The organism is Nocardioides sp. InS609-2 (assembly GCF_023208195.1).
Lineage (GTDB): Bacteria > Actinomycetota > Actinomycetes > Propionibacteriales > Nocardioidaceae > Nocardioides.
Map to the genome: position 1 here is coordinate 2,117,877 of NZ_CP060034.1, position 16,887 is coordinate 2,134,763.

Below are 16,887 nucleotides of genomic sequence, written 5' to 3' on the forward strand. Positions count from 1 at the left end.
GGCAGATGGTCGTTAGTCTCGCGGGCATGTCTGCGAAGACGCCTCGACCCGTCGCCACACGACTGCGCAATGTCCCACCGACGATCTTCTCGGAGATGTCGGCGCTTGCCGTGCGGACCGGCGCCGTCAACCTGGGCCAGGGCTTCCCCGATGTCGACGGCCCGCCGTCGGTGATCGCCGCAGCCGTCCACGCCCTGCACGGCGGGCGCAACCAGTACGCGCCCGGCATCGGAGTTCCCGATCTCCGGCAGGCCGTCGCCGCCCACCAGGCCCGGCACTACGGCCTCGATCTCGATCCCGACAGCCAGGTCGTGATCACCACCGGCTGCACCGAGGCGATCGCCGCGGCCATGCTCGGCCTGGTCGAGCCCGGCGACGAGGTGATCGTGCTGGAGCCCTACTACGACTCCTACGTGGCGACGATCGAGATGGCCGGAGGAGTACGACGACCCGTCACATTGCGCGCCCCAGACTTCCGCCTCGACATCGATGCCTTCCGCGCGGCGGTGTCGCCGCGGAGCCGGTTCGTGCTGCTCAACAGCCCGCACAACCCGACCGGCACCGCGCTGACGTGTGCGGAGCTGCAGGCCGTGGCCGACGTGGCGATCGAGCACGACCTAGTCGTCATCACCGACGAGGTCTACGAGCACCTCGTCTTCACCGGCAGCACGCACGTGCCTCTCGCGACGCTGCCCGGGATGTTCGAGCGGACGCTGACGCTCTCGAGTGCGGGCAAGAGCTACTCCTTCACCGGCTGGAAGGTCGGCTGGGCCACGGGTCCGGCGGACCTGGTCGGCGCCGTACTCGCGGCCAAGCAGTGGCTCACCTTCACCTCCGGGTCCCCGCTGCAGCCGGCGGTGGCCCTGGCTCTGACCGAGGAGCCCGACTTCCCGTCCGAGCTCGCCGCGTCCCTCGAGCAACGTCGTGACCTGCTGTGCGCCGGGCTGGCCGAGGTCGGGCTGACCCCGCGCGTCCCGGAGGGCACGTACTTCGCGACCACCGACATCCGCCATCTGGGCTGGCCCGACGGGCTGGCCTTCTGCCGCGCCCTGCCCGAGCGTGCGGGAGTCGTGGCGATCCCGACGCAGGGCTTCCACGATGACCAGGAGGCCGGTCGCCACCTGGTGCGCTGGGCGTTCTGCAAGCAGCCCGACGTGATCGAGGAGGGGCTCAGCCGCCTGCGGGTGGCCGATATGTCGGCCTGACCGGGCTCGGTCCGGTCGCGAACCAGGCACGCGAGTCGGCCCGGCGCAGCAGTGCGACCACGACGATCGCGGCCAATGCGGGCAGCGCCAGCACGACGGAGGCAAGGGTGGAGACGAAACAGATTGCGGCGGTGAAGGCCGAGAGGACCAGCAGCGCGAGTGCCGCCCGGGCACTGCGACGCAGCATCAGCGCCGCGCAGACGCAGGCGAGGGCCGACCAGGCCACCGTCACCGCACCCATGAAGTAGGTCGACGCGATCAGCGTCGCATCGGTGACGCCCTGGCTCGCGAGCTCGGGGTTCTGCTCGGAGATCTGGTCGAGCAGGACGTCGGGTGAGGACGCCACGACAGCGATCCCGATCACCGACGAGATCAGCGCGAACCCGGCAAAGACCCAGGTGATGATCGCGGCCACGACGAGGATGTCGGGGCGTCGTACGTCGGTGACGGGCTTGCCGGCACCGGTGCTGAACGGGGCGGTGAGCGTCTTGCCGAAGCCGTCGAACGCGCGCGGGTCAGCAGGTGGCTGCTCGGTCGGCGGCACGGGTGGCGGCCAGACGGGCGCCCGCTGCTCGGGTGCACGCTCCACCGGTGGAGCCGCCTTGCCGTCGAACCAGTCACGCGCCGGCTGGAGCCACAGCATCACAGAAGCCACCGCGACCAGTGACGACATGAAGCCACCGGTGACGATGCCCGCCAGGAACAACGGCACGGCCAGCACGGTGAGTGCGATGCGGGCGCCGCGGTTTCGCTTGAGGATGTGGAACCCGAGCACTCCGGCAGCGGTGGCGCAACCGGCCGCGATCATGGCGCTGCCGTGGAGGATCGACAGCGCGCTCTCGACCGAGAGACCCAGCCCGTCGCCCGGAGGCTCGGACAGGAACTTCTCGACCGCGTCGCGCGACTGCAACGACCGCAGCCCGGAGATGACCTCGTAACCGGTGACGACCACGAACGCGGATCCGAGCATGATCATCCAGCCGGCCATCGTCACCTGACGGGGCCGCGGCAGGGTCTTCCCGGGCTCGCTCACAGGCCCATTGCATCATTGCGACCCAAGGGTCACCGCATCAGCGCGGGCTTCCTAGGGTCGAATGTCCAGCCCTCGACGAGGTACCGCATGGCCGCCGCGTCTGCGTCCCATCGCCGCGATGCACGTGCGGCCAGGGACCGCGGGATGCGCGGCCGGGACCAGGTTCAGCCTGACTCACATCAACTCGGCGAGTCTCGCCAAGGCGGGCCGCGTGTGGGTGGCGAGCCGCTCGCGCGCGTCATCCAACGCCGCGGACGGCGGGTACCCCGGCGGAATACGCGAGGGGTTGAGCGCAACCCCGTCCGACCACTCCTTGATGTCGGGCTCGGCCGAGAAGGACCGCGCGGCGCGGGTGCCCAGCACGTTCATGCCCGCCCACTCGGCCATGGAGTTGCCGTAGCCCGACGGCGGGCAGAGCCGGTTCCTCTCGTCGTCGTCGTCGCGGGTCGCCTCGACGTACCCGACCAGTGCCGCGCCGAAGCACGGGAACCCACTCCTGATCGGCTGCAGCGTGATGTCCTCGGGGCGCCAGACCGGGACGAGAGGCGGGTACTTCAGGCCGTCCGCGGCGCAGTGCACGACGAGGGCGTCGTCCGCCACGGCGACCGCGCCGTCGGCGAAGCTGAGCTTGCCGCGGCCGACGGACTCGATGTGCCCGCGCCGTACGACGTTCTCGATGGTGCGCAGCTGCTCGAGTTCCCAGATGGCGAGGGTGGGCGTCTTGGCCATGGTCGGCGTGATCGAGCGGTCGATGCGCAGCATGATGCTGGCTTCCTCGAGCTGAAGGAACAGGCCCTCGAGTGAGGCCGCCCCCGCGGCCGCCTGCATCGTGTCGGCGGCCATGCCGAGGAAGATCGCCGGATCGGGCTGGATGAGGGCCCGGTTGAGCATCCACGGGTCGCGTGGCCGCACCCAGCAGATCGCATCGGGGTCGACACCGCGGGCGAGCAGCCAGATGCACGCGTCCGTCGCGGTCTTGCCCGACCCGACGACGACGTACTGGCTCGGCGCTTCCTCCAGCCTCGCGAGGCCGTTGACCGGCAGCACCCGGGCACCGTCAACGTCGAACGGCGGCGGCTTCTCGGCGGGGATGCTCGGAGCCAGGTAGTGGGCGTTGACGATCCGGCACGACTCGGGCACCTCGAACCGTTCGCCCGAGATGCGCGAGACGACGGTGCGGTCGCCGAGGTAGTCGCTGTTGGGAAAGAACTCGACCTTGCCCGACCTCAGCATCCGGTCGAGCATCCGCGCGTAGTAGGCCGTGATCTCGGACTGGGACGCGCGCTCCTGGAACCCCGCCTCAGGTCCACTCTGTTGCAGCTTTGCCCCACCGAGCAGGGTCGAGGCGACGCCGTAGAACGCCGAGGACTGGTGCAGCTGGACGAACGGGTACGCCTCCAGCCAGTGCCCACCGACACCATGGCGCCGGTCGACCATCACCACGTGTACGTCGGCGTGGTCGATCAGCGCGTCGGTGAAGGCCATCCCCATGGCACCCGCGCCCACCACGAGATAGTCGGCTTCGAGGGTGCGGGCCATGAGTCCACGGTGGCACTCGCGGGGCGCCGCGTCCATGAACTGCACCTGACAGCGGGATCGCTCAACCTGGCGGAGATGACTTCCAGCACGCGGCGTACGACCGGAGACACGGACTCGCGGGACCAGACGGCGTACAGCTCAACAGGCCGCTCGGGGTCGGCGTCGAGCGCGGTGTCGCCACCACCGTGGACGAGCTCCTTGAAGACGACGCCGGGGACGGCAAGGGAGGCGGCTGATGCGGGCGCGAGGGCGAGGCCGCGGTCGGCGGCGACGAGGAGCATCGCGGTGAGGACCTGGTGGACGCGCTGCTCGATCCGCGGGTGCGCGTTGGCGAGGAAGCGCACCGAGAGCTCGTCGAAGTAGCGCGACTGCTGCGGGTCGTAAGCGATGACGGGCTGGCCCTCGAAGTCCTGCGGAGTCAGCGGACGCTTCAAGGAGGCCAGCGGATGGTCGGCAGGCTCGATGGCCATCAGCGGTTCGCGCAGCACGACGCGTGACTGCAGGAGCGCCGTGTCGAAGGGCGGCCGCGGGCGCTGACCGACCTGGTCCCCGGCATACGGCTGGTGACCTACGGGCACGTCGGCGACGGCAACCTGCACTACAACCTGGGCAAGGTCCTGCCGCTGGGGTGACGGCGGCCCTAGGCTCTCCAGGTGCCCGCTGCCGTCCGGACCCTCGCGCGCGTGTTGCTTGGATCGGCGATGGTCGGCGCCGGCGTGCTGCACCTGACCACGCAACGCCAGGAGTTCGGCGCCCAGGTTCCCGATTGGTTCCCCCTCGACGAGGACCTCACCGTGGTGGCCTCGGGCGTCGTCGAGATCGCGCTCGGCGCCGCGTTCGTGGCACTGCCGAAGCACCAGCGCCTGGTGGGCGGGCTGCTCGCGGCGTTCTTCGTCGCGATCTTTCCGGGCAACGTCGCTCAGTACGTCGACGGCGCCGACGCGTTCGGCCTCGACACCGATCGCGCACGACTGATCCGGCTGTTCTTCCAGCCAGTGCTCGTGCTCTGGGCCCTGTGGGCGGGTGGCCTGCTGCGTCGTCCGCCGAACGGGCCGACCTTTCGGGGGACTGGCGCCGGCGCGCGTAGCAGGTCGGGCCCGCTGCGACGCTGAGCTAGTGTCGTCGTCCTCCCGCGGTCGCAAAATCACCCCGTCGAATGGTCGAAAACCGCATGAAACTTCGTCGGATCCATGCGGTTTGCGCCCAATCGTTGGGTGTCATTTCCAGGGATGCTGAGGGCCCGCGCTTGCACGGGGCAGCGGCTTGCCGCCGCCCCGTGCGCCGCACCAGCAGGTCGGGAGAGGCTCGAAGTCTTGAGCGCCGAAGGCGCCGCAGGGAACTCTTGACGCCGAGACCCGACCTGCTACGCGCGCGGCCCCAACGTCGCCGGAAAATCGGCGCGAGGACGGTCACGCCGAGCTGAGCACCAGCCCGTCGTCGCCCCGCTCGACAGCGACCGCGCCACCGTCCTGGACGCTGCCACCGATGAGCAGCCGGGCGAGCGGGTCGCCGATGGCGCTCTGGATCAGCCGACGCAGTGGGCGGGCGCCGTACGCCGGGTCGTAGCCGGTTTCGGCCAGCCACATCCGGGCGTCGTCGGACACCGACAGCGTGATGCGCCGCATGGCCAGCCGCTTCTCGAGCAGCACCAGCTGAAGGTCGACGATGTGGGCCAGGTCGTCGCGGCTCAGCGCGTCGAACAGCACTACCTCGTCGAGCCGGTTGAGGAACTCCGGCTTGAAGTGCGCGCGGACGACGCCCATCACCGACTCCTTCCTGACCACCGGGTCGAGCGTCGGGTCGACGAGGAACGCCGAGCCGAGGTTGCTGGTCAGGATCAGCAGCGTGTTGCGAAAGTCGACCGTGCGGCCCTGGCTGTCGGTCAGCCGGCCGTCGTCGAGCACCTGCAGCAGGACGTCGAAGACCTCGGGGTGAGCCTTCTCGACCTCGTCGAGCAGCACCACCGAGTAGGGCCGGCGACGGACAGCCTCGGTCAGCTGGCCACCCTCGTCGTAGCCGACATAGCCGGGAGGTGCACCGACCAGCCTGGCCACCGAGTGCTTCTCGGAGTACTCGCTCATGTCGAGCCGCACGATCGCCCGCTCGTCGTCGAACAGGAAGTCGGCCAGCGCCTTCGCGAGTTCGGTCTTGCCGGTGCCGGTCGGGCCGAGGAACAGGAACGAACCGGTCGGCCGGTTGGGGTCGCTGATGCCGGCCCGCGAGCGTCGTACGGCGTCACTCACCGCGCCGACGGCCTCGCGCTGCCCGATCAGCCGCTCACCGAGGACGCCCTCCATCTCCAGCAGCTTGGCGGTCTCGCCCTGCAGCATCTTGCCGGTAGGGATGCCGGTCCAGGCCTCGACCACCTCGGCGATCTGCTCGGCGCCGACCTCCTCGCCGACGAGCGGCTCGAGGTCGGATTTCTCGGTCACCTCGACGGATGCCAGCTTCTTCTCGAGCTCGGGGATCTTGCCGTAGAGGATCTCGCTGGCCTCGGCGAGCTTGCCTTCGCGCGCCAGCTTGTCGGCGTGCACGCGCACCGTGTCGAGCCGGCGACGCAGCTCGCCCTCGTCCTCGAGCGTGGACTTCTCCTGCTCCCAGCGGACCTCCAGGGCACGCAGCTCCTCCTCATGGTCCGCAAGGTCGGCGCGCAGGACGGCCAGCCGCTCGACCGACGCGTCGTCGGACTCCTTGGCCAGCGCGAACTCCTCCATCTTGAGCCGCTCGACCCGCCGACGGAGCTGGTCGATCTCCTCGGGCGACGACTCGATCTCCATCCGCAGCCGGGAGGCCGCCTCGTCGATCAGGTCGATCGCCTTGTCGGGCAGCTGACGGCCGGTGATGTAGCGGTCACTCAGCGTCGCGGCCGCGACGAGCGCGGCGTCGGTGATGCGCACGCCGTGGTGCGCTTCGTACTTCTCCTGGATGCCGCGCAGGATCTGAATGGTGTCCTCGACACTCGGCTCGCCGACGAACACCTGCTGGAAGCGGCGTTCGAGGGCGGGGTCCTTCTCGATGCGCTCGCGGTACTCGTCGAGAGTGGTCGCGCCGATCATGTGCAGCTCACCGCGCGCGAGCATCGGCTTGAGCATGTTGCCGGCGTCCATCGCGGAGTCGCCCCCGGCACCAGCGCCGACGACCGTGTGCAGCTCGTCGATGAACGTGATGACCTGCCCGCCGGCGTCCTTGATCTCCTCGAGCACGGCCTTGAGCCGCTCCTCGAACTCGCCGCGGTACTTCGCGCCCGCCACCATCGCGGCCAGGTCGAGGCTGAGCACGCGCCGTCCCTTGAGCGAATCGGGGACGTCTCCGGCCACGACACGCTGGGCGAGTCCTTCGACAACGGCGGTCTTTCCGACGCCCGGCTCGCCGATCAGCACCGGGTTGTTCTTGGTACGCCGCGACAGCACCTGGATGACCCGGCGGATCTCCGCGTCCCGGCCGATGACCGGGTCGAGACGGCCCTCTTCGGCGGCCTCGGTGAGGTCGACGGAGTACTTGTCGAGCGCCTCGTACGTCGACTCCGCCTCCTGGCTGGTCACCCGGCGGTTGCCGCGGACGGCGGTCACGCCCTCACGCAGTCCGTCGGCCGTGAGCCCGGCGTCGGTGAGCACCTTCATCGCCGACGACTCGACGGTCGCCAGCGAGATGAGCAGGTGCTCGGTCGCGACGTAGTCGTCCTTCATCGACGAGGCCAGGTCCAGCGCCCCGGCCAGCACCCGCGTGAGAGCGGCGGAGGCGGAGGGCTGGGCCACGGTGGAGCCGGTGGCGCGCGGCAGCGCGTCCAGCCCGGCCTGTGCCCGGGCGGTCAGCGAGTCGGCGTCGACGCCGGCCTTGGTGACCAGCGCCCGCGCCGTACCGCCGTCCTGCCGGAGCAGTGCCACGAGCAGGTGGACGGGTTCGGTGACCGTGTTGCCCGCCGTGGTGGCGGCGAGCTGTGCGGCCTCGATGACCTCGCGGCTACGGGTGGTGAACTTCTCGGCTCCGAACTGGCTCAATGCGGCTCCTGCTCCTGTCGTACCGGCGGCACATGCGTGCCCCCGGGTCACTCTCTCGTCACTCGGCTCAACACGCCACAAGTTGAGTCCATTCCACTCAACTCTGGGCTCGATCAGATCGGGCGCGCGCACCCCGACAGCGCACGACGGACACCCACGACCACTAGCATGACCACGCAGTCCAGGCTGGAGGATGATGGTGAAGCTGTTTCGCAAACAGGCGAGTCCTGTCGATGCCCCCGTCGAGGCACCCGCCCCGGTCGAGGAGAAGCCGATCAGAGTGGTCGTGGTCGACGACGACGACGACCTGCGCGGCGTCCTGCGCATCGCGCTCGAGTCGCGGGGCTTCGACATCCTCGGCGACACCGCCGACGCGATGGCCGCGCTCGAGGTGGTGCGCGAGGGACAGCCCGACATCATCCTGCTCGACCTCGCCATGCCCGAGGTGACCGGTCTCGAGGTGCTGCCGCTGCTCCTGGAGCAGTCGCCGCGCTCCAAGATCGTCATCTGCTCGGCGATCAGCGCAACCCACATGACCGAGGCCGCGCTCGACGCGGGAGCCGACGCCTACATCATCAAGGGCGTCTCGGCGAAGACCCTGATCGCGCACCTCCACCGGGTTGCGCAGGCCGGCCCCGTGCGCCCGGTGCGCCCCTACCCGCTCGGCCGCGACTACGTCGAGCCGACCTCCCCTACCGCCGGGTGACCCAGCTAGAGCTCGCGTCCGACTGCTCGCGCTGCTTCGGACTCTGCTGCGTGCTGCTGCCGTTCCGCGCCGAGTCGGGCTTCGGCGAGGACAAGCAGAGCGGCACCCCCTGCGGCCACCTGGGCGCCGACGACGGCTGCGGCATCCACGACGACCTGCGCGATCGCGGCTGGCCGGGCTGCACCGTCTTCGAGTGCTTCGGCGCCGGTCAGCAGGTCTCGCAGGTGACGTACGCCGGCACGTCGTGGCGCGAGAGCGACAACCTGGGCGAGATGGCCGCCGTACTCTCCGTGATGCGCCAGCTGCACGAGATGCTCGTCCACCTCACCGAGGTCGGGCGCACCTCGCCGTCACCGGTCGCGGCCCGGCTCGTCGAGCGCATCACCACCATGACCTCGCAGCCGCCCGAAGCCGTGCTGGCCATCGACATCGACGAACTGCTGGCCGAGGTGTCCGCAGAGCTGCGGTCGGCCAGTGCACGCATCCGCGGCGAAGCCGGCACCGACCGCACGGGCGCCGACCTGTCCGGCCACGACCTCCGCGACGTGCCGTTGCGTCTCGTCACCTTGCGCAGCGCCCTGCTGCTCGGCGCCGGCCTGTCCGGCTGCGACCTCACGGGCACGGACCTGCTAGGGGCCGACCTGCGGGGCGCCGACGTCTGCGGGGCCGACCTCTCGGGCGCTCTCTTTCTCACCCAGCCGCAGGTCAACGCGACCCGCGGCGATGCGGACACTCGGCTGCCCGACGGGCTGTCGCGGCCGGGCCACTGGGGCTAGCGCTGGCGGCGCCAGACCACCATCTGGTTGCTGGTCAATGGCGTGCGCAGCACCGGCAGCCGGCTGGTGGGAGCGCTGACCGCCGAGGGAGTACGACGCAGCGCGTCGCGCATGGACCCCAGCTCGGCGGCGAGCTCGGCGTTGCGAGCGCGGAGCGCGGTGACCTGGTCCTCGAGCTCGAGGATCCGGCGTACGCCCTCGATGCCGATGCCCTGCGACGTCAGGTTGGCGATGAGCCGCAGCAGCTCGAGGTCGCGGTGGGAGTAGCGCCGCCCGCCGCCGCCGGTGCGGCCCGGCGTGATCAGCCCCATCCGCTCGTAGGTGCGCAGCGTCTGCGGGTGCAGCCCGGTGAGCTCGGCGGCCACCGAGATGACGTAGACGGCCGCGTCGGGCAGCGGCGCCGCGAACCCGGTCATGACTCGAAGAGGTTGGCGCGCAGCGGGATGCGCGCAGTCGCGGTGCGGTAGGCCTCGATCGCCTCACGCGCAGCCGGTTCCAAAGTGGCGGGCACCTGCACCTGCACGGTCGCGAGCAGGTCACCGAGCGTGCCGTCCTTGCGGGTGGCACCCTTGCCGCGGACCCGGAACGTGCGCCCGTTGGGCGTGCCGGCCGGGATCTTCAGGGTGACCGGCGAGCCGCCGAGGGTCGGCACGGTTATCTCGGCGCCGAGGGCGGCCTCGGCGAACGACACGGGTACGTCGATCGTGAGGTTGTCGTCCTTGCGACCGAACAGGCGGTGACCGCTGACCTTGACGACCACGAACAGGTCACCGTGCGGGCCGCCGTTCTCGCCGACGGCGCCCTTGCCCTTGACGCGGATCTTCTGGCCGCTCTTCACGCCGGCCGGGATGCGCGCCTGGATCGTGCGCGCCGAGAGCCCGCGCCCGTTGCCGTGGCAGGTCGGGCAGGGCTCGTCGTACACGAGCTGGCGACCGCCGCACGCGGGGCAGGTCTCGTTCATCGAGAACGCCCCGCCGACCGAGGCCACGACATAGCCGGCGCCCTCGCACTCGGGGCAGACGTGCGGTCGGGTGCCGGGCTTGCCACCGGTGCCGTTGCAGTCGGGGCAGGGCGCGTCGGAGGTGAGCCGCAGCGAGACGGTCACCCCCTGGATCGCGTCGGTGAAGCCGATGGTGGCCGTCGTCTCGACGTCGGCGCCCTTGCGGGGCCTCTCCTGCGCCCGGGTGCGGGTGCCACGGTTGCCGAAGATGTCGCCGAACATCTCGCCGAACCCGCCACCACCGCCAGCGCCCCGATCGCGCAGGAAGTCGTTGATGTCGAAGCCGGTCCCGCCGGCCTCGCCGTAGGAGCCGCCCGCGAATCCTCCGGAGCGGTAGAGCTCGCGCATCTGGTCGTACTTGGCGCGCTTCTCGGCGTCGCCCACGACGTCGTACGCCTCGGCGACGGACTTGAACTTGTCGTGCTTCGCCGCGTCGCCCGGGTTGGAGTCGGGGTGGTTCTCGCGCGCCAGCTTGCGATAGGCCTTCTTGATCTCGTCGGCCGTGGCGTCCTTCTTGACGCCGAGCACGGCGTAGAAGTCCTTGCTCGCCCAGTCGGCACGCATGCCGTCAGTTGCGCTCATGCGCGCCTCCCCTCGCTGTCGTCACGTCTGTCTTGCGCTTCAGGCCGGGCCGGCAGGGTCGACGACCAGGACCTGCGCCGCGCGTACGACGCGGTTGCCGATCTTGTAGCCCGCCTTGGCGATCACCTTGCAGGTGGTCACCTCGACCTCGGCATCTTCGCCGATGTGGCTGAGTGCTTCGTGGATCGTCGGGTCGAACGGGTCGCCCACGGTCCCGAACTTCGTCAGCCCGAGCCCGGTCACGACCCGTTCGAGCTGGTCGGCCACCGTCTGGAAGCCATCGTCGAGCGACCCGTGCTCACGCGCGCGGTCGATGGTGTCGAGCACCTCGGTGATCGGTGCGAGCACGGCGTACGTCGCGTTCTCGCGGATCAGGTCGCGATCACGGTCGACGCGGCGCTTGTAGTTGAGGAACTCGGCCTGGAGCCGCTGCAGGTCGGCGGTGCGCTCGGCCAGCGCCGCCGACTCGACACTCTCGACGTCTTCCAACTCCGCGAGGTCCTGGGGCTCCAGGGGAGCACCCTCCTCGAGGAAGTTGTCGACGCCGCTGGTGTCGTCGCCGGCGCCCGGCCGGGCCGGGGCGCCCGTGGACGGATCCACGGGCGCCTCGACCTCGGACTCATTAGCCATCTCGGCTGCAGCGTCACCGAACGAATCGGTCACTTGTTCTCACCCTCGGCGTCGGACGCGCCCTCGGCGGGCCGGTCGCCGGCCGGCTCCTCGGCCTCGTCCACGATCTCGGCGTCGACGACATCGTCGTCGGCGTCGCCCGTGGCCTCGCTGTTGCCACCGGCAGCGGCCTGGTCGGCCTCCGCGGCGGCGTACATCGCGGCGCCCATCTTCTGGCTGGACTCGTTGAGCTTGGTGACACCGGCGGTGATGTCGTCACCGGAGGCCTCGGCGTTCTCGAGCGTCGCCTTGAGGGCGTCGACGTCGGCCTGGACCTCGGTCTTGACGTCCTCGGGGATCTTCTCGTCGTTCTCGCCGAGGAACTTCTCGGTCGAGTAGACGAGCCCGTCGGCCTGGTTGCGAGCGTCGACGGCCGCGCGACGCTGGGCGTCCTCCTCGGCGTACTGCTCGGCCTCCTTGACCATCCGGTCGATCTCGTCCTTGCCGAGCGCCGAGCCACCGGAGATCGTCATCGACTGCTCGCGGCCGGACGCGTGGTCCTTGGCGGAGACGTGCACGATGCCGTTGGCGTCGATGTCGAAAGTGACCTCGATCTTGGGGATGCCCCGCGGCGCGGGCGGCAGACCGGTGAGCTCGAAGTTGCCGAGCGGCTGGTTCTGCGCCCACATCTGGCGCTCGCCCTGGGCGACCTTGATCTCGACCGACGGCTGGTTGTCGTCAGCTGTCGTGAAGATCTCGGACCGCTTGGTCGGGATAGTCGTGTTGCGCTCGATCAGGGTGGTCATGACGCCGCCCTTGGTCTCGATGCCGAGCGAGAGCGGGGTGACGTCGAGGAGCAGGACGTCCTTGACCTCGCCCTTGAGCACGCCGGCCTGCAGGGCCGCGCCGACGGCGACGACCTCGTCGGGGTTGACGCCCTTGTTGGGCTGCTTGCCGCCGAGGAGCTCGGTGACCAGCTCGCTGACGGCTGGCATCCGGGTGGAGCCACCGACAAGCACGACATGGTCGATCTTGTCGACGGCGACGCCACCGTCCTTGAGGACGTTCTGGAACGGCGACTTGGTGCGGTCGAGCAGGTCCGAGGTCATCTTCTGGAACTCGCTGCGGGTCAGCTTCTCCTCGAAGTGCAGCGGGCCGGACTCGCCGTGCGTGATGTAGGGCAGGTGGACCGTGGTCTCGCTCGAGGACGACAGCTCGATCTTCGCCTTCTCGGCGGCCTCCTGGAGGCGCTGCTTGGCGATCTTGTCGGCCGCGAGGTCGACGCCGTTGTTGTCCTTGAACTTCTTGACCATCCACTCGACGACGCGGTTGTCCCAGTCGTCACCACCCAGGTGGTTGTCGCCCGAGGTGGCCTTGACCTCGACGACGCCCTCGCCGATCTCGAGCAGGGACACGTCGAACGTGCCGCCACCGAGGTCGAAGACGAGGATCGTCTGGTCGTCGCCCTTGTCGAGGCCGTATGCCAGCGCGGCCGCGGTCGGCTCGTTGACGATGCGGCTCACGTTGAGGCCCGCGATCTCGCCGGCCTCCTTGGTGGCCTGCCGCTGCGCGTCGGAGAAGTACGCCGGGACGGTGATCACCGCGTCGGTGACCGGCTCACCGAGGTAGGCCTCGGCGTCCCGCTTGAGCTTCTGCAGCACGAACGCGCTGATCTGCTGGGGGGTGAAGGACTTGTCGTCGATGTCGACCTTCCAGTCAGTGCCCATGTGGCGCTTGACCGAACGGATGGTGCGATCGACGTTGGTGACGGCCTGGCGCTTGGCCACTTCGCCGACGAGTACCTCGCCGGACTTCGCGAACGCGACCACCGACGGGGTGGTGCGGGCGCCTTCTGCGTTGGCGATGACGGTGGGTTCGCCACCTTCAAGGACGGATACGACAGAGTTCGTCGTACCGAGGTCGATGCCGACCGCGCGAGCCATGGGTTACCTCCGGTGTGAGTCTGTGGATGCGGCCATCCTGCGCCGCTGCGGCGAGTCTGGCAAACAAGTTGAGCCGAATCAACTCAAGTTCGTTCACGGGGCTCAACGCATGGGTGATCGGTCTTTGTTCCCGGTGGCCGCACTTGAGTTCGGCACGCGATCCGCCACACGGTCACATTTCGGCTCAAGCACCCGCAGGCTCGGCCCGGGAGACCGACTTTCTCGACGCCGCACTCGCCCTCGCCGACATCCCAGGCGTCGAGCGCTTCGAGCAGCTACGCCAGACCAGCGCGAAGAACGACTTCACGTTCGGCTTCTCCATGGAGTTCGCCGACCAGGCGGCGTACGACGCCTACAACGAGCACCCGGCACACACGGCGTTCGTCGCCGACCGGTGGGCTGTCGAGGTCGAGGACTTCCTCGAGATCGACTACGAGCCGCTCGGATAGTCGCCCAACTCGTTCGTGGCTACTGAGGTCGCAGGCAGGTCAGGAACGACATGCAGGGCAGGCGCATCGACTGCGCCGTCCTGCGAGGAGTAGTCAGTCGAGTTCAGCGCGGCCGGCACCGTCTCGTCAACCTCGGGCGGAGCCGCATGGGTGGGGCGCAGCTTGGGTGGGGCTGCGGACCATGCGCGCAGCGAGCCGAGCACCTCGGCGTAGAAGCCATCGACGGAGTCGAGGACCGAGTCGATGAAACTGCCACGACCGCGGCCGCGCTTCTTGCCCAGCGGCTTCGTCGCCGCCACCCGGAACGCCCGCAGATCTCGCATGGGGTCGGCAATGAGAAGTGTCGGGTTCTCCCGCACGGCAGCGAGAAGGGCAGCCCTCGTCGAGCCCCGACCGTGAGTAACGAACGCCTCGACACGAGTCCCGTCTGGCGACGACTTGAGCTGTCGCAGAAGCCAGTTCACCCGGGTCGTCGCGCGCCCTTCGGCAGGTGCGTCGACATCGACGTGGCATGTGACTGTGGACGCCCTCAGATCAGCCGTGACGACCAAGGCGCCCACGGTGTCCGGAATCCGGATCAGGCCGGACATCACTCCCGTCTGGCACAGAGACTCGGCGAGCGCCTGGCTGCGGAGTTCGGGGTCGGCCATCTCCTTGCGAGTCAGGACAGGAACGACCTCGGTTCCGAGCTGGCGTCCGAGTTGCAGGCTGGCGAATCGCAAGAGAGCGTCGAAGCGTGAGGTGACTTCTGGAATGGACTTGTCTCCAGGGCGCAACGTGCCCGCGGCGACGGCTTCGCGAACCGTGACCCACGCCTCGCCCATGTCGTCGAACTCCAGCGCCCCGGACTTGCCGTGCTCCAGATAGCGGATGAGCTCGCCCAAGATCCACGCTTGCTCAGGGTCGACAACGCCGCGGAACTCCTTCTGCATGACGGCATCGGCCAACACCTGCGACCAGGAGATGTGATGCAGCTCCACCTTCTTGGTCTTGCGTCGATCCACGTGCGTGGGGTGCTGACCGGCGATCGCGGGGATCTCGTTGGAGATGGTGATGACCGCGTCGTAACCTTCGTTGCGGGCGATGTCGAGGTAGTTCTCGAGCTGCTGGGTGGCCAAGCGGTTGGGACCGGTCTTGACCTCCACCAGCGCAGTCCAGGACGTGCTCCCGCGAGTCACACGGATGAGGCCATCGGGATAGAGGCGCTGCTCGCCGAGGAGGAACGGGACCTCGATGTAGCACTCCAGGCTGCCTGCCGGTGCGCCGAAGGGCTTCAGGAACCCGCGCCCGAACTCCTTCACAGCGCCGAGCACCGCCAGCAGCGCCGAGGTCGCGCGTCGTTCCTGCTCCTCGGCTCCGTTGATGCCCGATGTCGGAATCAGCCTTGCCTCATGCCACGACTCTTCGGCCACGCCGCCCCCTAGTCCGATGTCCGCGCACAGCTTCAGCAGCCGACGCGATCGTGTGACCGTACCCGCCGCGAGCGGCACCGGCCTGACAGTTCGACACAAGTCCTACAACGGGCCGAGAGTGCGTGACGCCGGCGCCGCGCCTCACTCGCGGCGGTGGAAGCGGGTGTCGCCGTTGGGCATGGTGGTGCGCGTGTAGCCGGGGTCGTGGGCGCGGTGGTGGTGCCAGGAGCAGTAGAGGACTCCGTTGGCGAGGTCAGTCGGGCCCGCTCGGGACCATGAATCACGGTGGCGGGCTTCGCACCAGGGTGCGGGAATGGTGCAGCCTTCGGCGCGGCACGTCCTGTCGCGGACGGCGAGGGCTTTGCGTTGCGCCCGAGTGAAGAGGCGGGCAGTGCGGCCGAGGTCGAGGACCTCCGACGCGGTGCCAAGCACGGCGGGGATGAGGTTTGCGGTGCAGGCGAGCCGGCGGGCTTCGCTGGCGGAGATCCGGCCGGTGGCTCCGACGTCGGCGGCCCCGAGGCCGGTGAGGAGCGCCTGGTGGTCGATGGTGACGATGACGGTGGTGGCGTCGCCACCGTGCAAGGGGAGTCGGTGCGGATCGAGAGTTTCGATCAGGGCACCGAAGGCGCTGCCGAGCTTGCGGTAGTGCGGCACCTTCTCGCCGGGCTGACCCGTTGCCTGGCGGGGTGAGGTGAAGGCGTTCAGACACGTCAGGAGCCGGTCAGCCAAGGTGTCGGCTAGGCGGATGTTGACCACGGTGGTGCCGTCACCGACCCGGCGGGTGAAGAGCGTGGCCGCTTGCCGGGCTCGAGCTTCTTCGACTTCCAGGGCGCGGCGTTCGTGGTCTTCGCCGATCTGGGGTGCGACAACGTCGAGGACTCGGCGGCCCAGGCGCTTAAGGTCGGTCGGCCCGAACCGGGCGGCTTGGGCGACGAGGTGCGTTTCGGCCAGCTCGACAGTGTCGGCGGGCAGGTCGCCGGGCAGGGCATCGAGGGCCGCGACCAGGACGTGAGCCTGATCGAGGTTGACCGCGCCATCGGCAAACCCAGCTCCGAGCAGCGGCCAGCGTCGGTCCAGAGTTTGGGCGAGCCGGGTCTCGCGAGCCAGCCGAGCCCGGTCGGCCCGGGTGCGCGCCGCCAGCCAGGACGCAATCCCGTGGTGTCCATCGACCGCGGCGACGTCATCTCCGGCTGCCATCACCCGGAGCCGGGCGGCCGCGATCTGGTCGCAGAGCCGGGTCAGTCGCAGCAACGCCTCGCGTCTTTCGGCTACGGAAAGCAGGTGAACCGGCGCGGCCGCGATATCGGCGACGTCGGCCTCGAGAGTGGCGAGGCGGCCCAGGACAGGGCGGGTGAGCTGGTCGATCATCGGCAACTCCTCAACGGCTTCCGCGCATGCGAACGTATGTTCGATTATATCCACTTGATTGGAGTCTGTCGAGGTGCGGAAGGCGCCCTGTGGAACGTTCGCGGCATCGGCTTCGAGGCTCGAACATGTTGCAAGTTCGTGCACTGCGCAAACCTGTGGGGACGCGTTCGTTGACGCCACGTCGGTTGATTGCGAGTTTCTGCAGAGGACCCGCGCACCCTTATAGCGGGGACACCCACCCGGGTCTGATCGACCCGCCTCTCGGAA

Annotated in this window: 15 protein-coding genes; 5 read left to right on the top strand and 10 right to left on the bottom strand. The window is 69.3% G+C overall.

The window, feature by feature from the left end:
- Positions 1-26: 26 nt before the first annotated feature.
- A complete protein-coding gene (locus tag H4Q84_RS11095; RefSeq protein ID WP_248583446.1) occupies positions 27-1,205 on the top strand; it encodes a pyridoxal phosphate-dependent aminotransferase in 1,179 nt (392 codons plus the stop codon).
- On the opposite strand, the gene H4Q84_RS11100 is transcribed toward H4Q84_RS11095, so the two are convergent.
- The 3 genes from H4Q84_RS11100 to H4Q84_RS11110 form a co-directional block, all read right to left on the bottom strand.
- Positions 1,171-2,238, bottom strand: coding sequence for a hypothetical protein (locus tag H4Q84_RS11100; protein ID WP_248583447.1), 1,068 nt, complete (start codon positions 2,236-2,238; stop codon positions 1,171-1,173). The two genes, H4Q84_RS11095 and H4Q84_RS11100, sit on opposite strands and share 35 nt — an antisense overlap.
- Before the next feature lie 174 nt (positions 2,239-2,412).
- A complete protein-coding gene (locus H4Q84_RS11105; RefSeq protein WP_248583448.1) occupies positions 2,413-3,777 on the bottom strand; it encodes an NAD(P)-binding protein in 1,365 nt (454 codons plus the stop codon).
- Entirely contained in the window at positions 3,702-4,376 is a 675-nt protein-coding gene (locus tag H4Q84_RS11110; RefSeq protein ID WP_248583449.1) for a LysR substrate-binding domain-containing protein, read from the bottom strand. Before H4Q84_RS11110 ends, H4Q84_RS11105 begins: the two co-directional genes overlap by 76 nt.
- A gap of 102 nt (positions 4,377-4,478) precedes the next feature.
- Between H4Q84_RS11110 and H4Q84_RS11115 the strand changes: the two genes are divergently transcribed.
- The gene (locus tag H4Q84_RS11115) at positions 4,479-4,889 is read left to right on the top strand and encodes a hypothetical protein (RefSeq protein ID WP_349238425.1); all 411 of its coding nucleotides are present in this window, start codon (positions 4,479-4,481) and stop codon (positions 4,887-4,889) included.
- A 297-nt stretch (positions 4,890-5,186) separates the two neighbouring features.
- Here the strand turns inward: H4Q84_RS11115 and clpB are convergent, their stop codons facing one another.
- The gene (gene clpB, locus H4Q84_RS11120; RefSeq protein ID WP_248583451.1) at positions 5,187-7,775 is read right to left on the bottom strand and encodes an ATP-dependent chaperone ClpB; all 2,589 of its coding nucleotides are present in this window, start codon (positions 7,773-7,775) and stop codon (positions 5,187-5,189) included.
- Positions 7,776-7,968: 193 nt separating this feature from the next.
- On the opposite strand from clpB, the gene H4Q84_RS11125 reads away from it, so the two are divergent.
- Together H4Q84_RS11125 and H4Q84_RS11130 are read left to right on the top strand one after the other, a co-directional pair.
- Positions 7,969-8,481, top strand: a complete 513-nt coding sequence (locus H4Q84_RS11125; RefSeq protein ID WP_248583452.1) for a response regulator — start codon at positions 7,969-7,971, stop codon at positions 8,479-8,481.
- Entirely contained in the window at positions 8,478-9,257 is a 780-nt protein-coding gene (locus H4Q84_RS11130) for a pentapeptide repeat-containing protein (RefSeq protein WP_248583453.1), read from the top strand. The genes H4Q84_RS11125 and H4Q84_RS11130 overlap by 4 nt, the downstream gene beginning before the upstream one ends.
- Here H4Q84_RS11130 and H4Q84_RS11135 read toward each other — a convergent pair.
- The 4 genes from H4Q84_RS11135 to dnaK are packed head-to-tail and all read right to left on the bottom strand — an operon-like array spanning position 9,254 to position 13,391.
- Positions 9,254-9,673, bottom strand: a complete 420-nt coding sequence (locus H4Q84_RS11135) for a MerR family transcriptional regulator (protein WP_248583454.1) — start codon at positions 9,671-9,673, stop codon at positions 9,254-9,256. The genes H4Q84_RS11130 and H4Q84_RS11135 overlap by 4 nt on opposite strands.
- Positions 9,670-10,839, bottom strand: a complete 1,170-nt coding sequence (gene dnaJ / locus H4Q84_RS11140) for a molecular chaperone DnaJ (protein WP_248583455.1) — start codon at positions 10,837-10,839, stop codon at positions 9,670-9,672. The genes H4Q84_RS11135 and dnaJ overlap by 4 nt, the downstream gene beginning before the upstream one ends.
- A 39-nt stretch (positions 10,840-10,878) precedes the next feature.
- Complete coding sequence (gene grpE, locus H4Q84_RS11145; RefSeq protein WP_248583456.1) at positions 10,879-11,469, bottom strand: nucleotide exchange factor GrpE; 591 nt, start codon at positions 11,467-11,469, stop codon at positions 10,879-10,881.
- 29 nt (positions 11,470-11,498) lie between these two features.
- Positions 11,499-13,391 carry a molecular chaperone DnaK gene (gene dnaK, locus H4Q84_RS11150; protein WP_248583457.1) on the bottom strand — a complete coding sequence of 631 codons (1,893 nt, stop codon included), beginning with the start codon at positions 13,389-13,391 and terminating at the stop codon, positions 11,499-11,501.
- A gap of 143 nt (positions 13,392-13,534) precedes the next feature.
- Between dnaK and H4Q84_RS11155 the strand changes: the two genes are divergently transcribed.
- Positions 13,535-13,840 (top strand): Dabb family protein, encoded by a 306-nt coding sequence (locus tag H4Q84_RS11155; protein WP_248583458.1) that lies wholly within the window; start codon positions 13,535-13,537, stop codon positions 13,838-13,840.
- On the opposite strand, the gene H4Q84_RS11160 is transcribed toward H4Q84_RS11155, so the two are convergent.
- On the bottom strand, positions 13,822-15,330 hold the full coding sequence (locus tag H4Q84_RS11160) for a hypothetical protein (RefSeq protein ID WP_248583459.1): 1,509 nt from the start codon (positions 15,328-15,330) through the stop codon (positions 13,822-13,824). The genes H4Q84_RS11155 and H4Q84_RS11160 overlap by 19 nt on opposite strands.
- 63 nt (positions 15,331-15,393) lie before the next feature.
- Positions 15,394-16,764, bottom strand: coding sequence for a DUF222 domain-containing protein (locus H4Q84_RS11165; RefSeq protein WP_248583460.1), 1,371 nt, complete (start codon positions 16,762-16,764; stop codon positions 15,394-15,396).
- Between the last annotated feature and the right edge of the window lie 123 nt (positions 16,765-16,887).

Excerpts from the sequence above, each read along its gene's own strand:
- dnaJ (WP_248583455.1), bottom strand. The coding sequence starts at position 10,839 with ATGAGCGCAACTGACGGCATGCGTGCCGACTGGGCGAGCAAGGACTTC.
- H4Q84_RS11095 (WP_248583446.1), top strand. The coding sequence starts at position 27 with ATGTCTGCGAAGACGCCTCGACCCGTCGCCACACGACTGCGCAATGTC.
- grpE (WP_248583456.1), bottom strand. The coding sequence starts at position 11,469 with ATGGCTAATGAGTCCGAGGTCGAGGCGCCCGTGGATCCGTCCACGGGC.
- H4Q84_RS11105 (WP_248583448.1), bottom strand. The coding sequence starts at position 3,777 with ATGGCCCGCACCCTCGAAGCCGACTATCTCGTGGTGGGCGCGGGTGCC.
- H4Q84_RS11125 (WP_248583452.1), top strand. The coding sequence starts at position 7,969 with ATGATGGTGAAGCTGTTTCGCAAACAGGCGAGTCCTGTCGATGCCCCC.
- H4Q84_RS11135 (WP_248583454.1), bottom strand. The coding sequence starts at position 9,673 with ATGACCGGGTTCGCGGCGCCGCTGCCCGACGCGGCCGTCTACGTCATC.
- dnaK (WP_248583457.1), bottom strand. The coding sequence starts at position 13,391 with ATGGCTCGCGCGGTCGGCATCGACCTCGGTACGACGAACTCTGTCGTA.
- H4Q84_RS11115 (WP_349238425.1), top strand. The coding sequence starts at position 4,479 with ATGGTCGGCGCCGGCGTGCTGCACCTGACCACGCAACGCCAGGAGTTC.